This window comes from Streptomyces gelaticus (genome assembly GCF_014649535.1).
GTDB lineage: Bacteria > Actinomycetota > Actinomycetes > Streptomycetales > Streptomycetaceae > Streptomyces > Streptomyces gelaticus.
Map to the genome: position 1 here is coordinate 1 of NZ_BMTF01000081.1, position 1,444 is coordinate 1,444.

General features: G+C 69.5%; 1 protein-coding gene. It reads right to left on the reverse strand.

Annotation, left to right across the window (positions count from 1 at the left end; translation table 11 throughout):
* Positions 1-22: 22 nt before the first annotated feature.
* Complete coding sequence (locus IE107_RS34415) at positions 23-1,303, reverse strand: IS701 family transposase (protein ID WP_444545025.1); 1,281 nt, start codon at positions 1,301-1,303, stop codon at positions 23-25.
* Positions 1,304-1,444 lie beyond the last annotated feature (141 nt).

The following is a 1,444-nucleotide window of genomic DNA, read 5'->3' on the forward strand; positions in this document are numbered from 1 at the left end:
TACTCCAGTACGGTTTCGTGATCTATCCCGTGGGTTCATCGGCGGATCGTCGTCGGTAGTGGCTGCGACGGGCTGTGGCCTGGTGCTTTCGGCGCCAGTTGGACCAGTGCAGCAGCCTGGCCGCGGACACGACCGGTGAATGGAAGGCGGCGAGTAGGTGGCGGATCTCCGGGACGGTCAGCGTGATCGGTTCGCGGCTGCGGGTGGGGTGGTGCGGATCGGCGGGCCGGTCCGGGGCCGCGCTGGCGGCGACGGCGCTCAGGAAGGCCAGGGCGAGCATGGCGAGCGTGATGTGGCGGTGCAATGAGGTCCAGTGCCTGACCTGGTAGTGGTCGAGTCCGACCTGGCCCTTGGCGGCCTGGAAGCGTTCCTCGACGCTCCAGCGGACGCCGGCGACGCGGACGAGTTCCGCGAGGGGTACCTCGGTGGGTGACCAGCACAGGTAGAAGGCGAGTTCACCGGTGGTCCGGTTGCGACGGATGAGCAGGTGGCGATGGCTGTCGCTGCCGATGTGGATCCAGGCCCAGTCGTAGTAGCGGGGGCCCTTCGCGCCCATCCCGGCGCTCTGGCGGTGCCAGGCGGTGGCGGGCAGGCTGCCCGCCACGGTGTCCGCACGGACAGGGGTGCGGCCGTGGTTGATCCGCACCCGCGTCGAGCAGGCGACGGCCATCACGTAGCCGATACCGCGGTCTTCGAGGCGGGCTCGCAGGTGCGGGTCCTGGCCGTAGGCTTCGTCGCCGGTCACCCAGGAGACGGTGAGTCCCGCGTCCAGCGCGGCGGTGATCATCTCCCCGGCCAAGCGGGGCTTGGTCGCGAACTGCACGTACTCGGGTATCCCGGCCGCTTGACGGCGGTCGGGATCGGTGCACCAGGAGTGCTCGGGCAGGTAGAGCCGACGGTCGATCAGGGCCCTTCCCCGGCTGGTGGCGTAAGCGAGGAACACGCCGACCTGGGAGTTCTCGATGCGTCCTGCGGTGCCGGTGTACTGCCGTTGCACGCCCGCCGAGGCTCGGCCCTTCTTCAGAAAGCCCGTCTCGTCCACGATCAGCACCGCGTCGTCGGTGCCGAGGTGGTCGGCGGCGTAGGCGCGCAGGTCGTCACGGACAGCGTCGGCGTCCCAGCGGGCGTAGCGCAGCAGGCGCTGCATCGGACCAGGTCGGGCGTGACCGGCCTGCTCAGCCAGCTGCCAGCAGTTCTTGCGCTCGACGTTCGACAGCAGCCCGAGCAGATAGGCACGGGCGGCGGTCCGCGGCTCAACTCGGCCGAATCGTCCCGCGATCCGGGCCATGGCCTGGTCGAACATCGCCCGCCAGCGGGCAGGGTCTACGCTATGGCCTGCGGCCACCGCACGATCTTCAGGAGTCCACACAACCCCCGATGATCACGCGGTGGCCGTACGCGTTCCCAGCCGGGTCTCCCAGCATCGCGAAACCAGACTGGAGTA

Excerpts from the sequence above, each read along its gene's own strand:
- IE107_RS34415 (WP_444545025.1), bottom strand. The coding sequence starts at position 1,303 with ATGTTCGACCAGGCCATGGCCCGGATCGCGGGACGATTCGGCCGAGTT.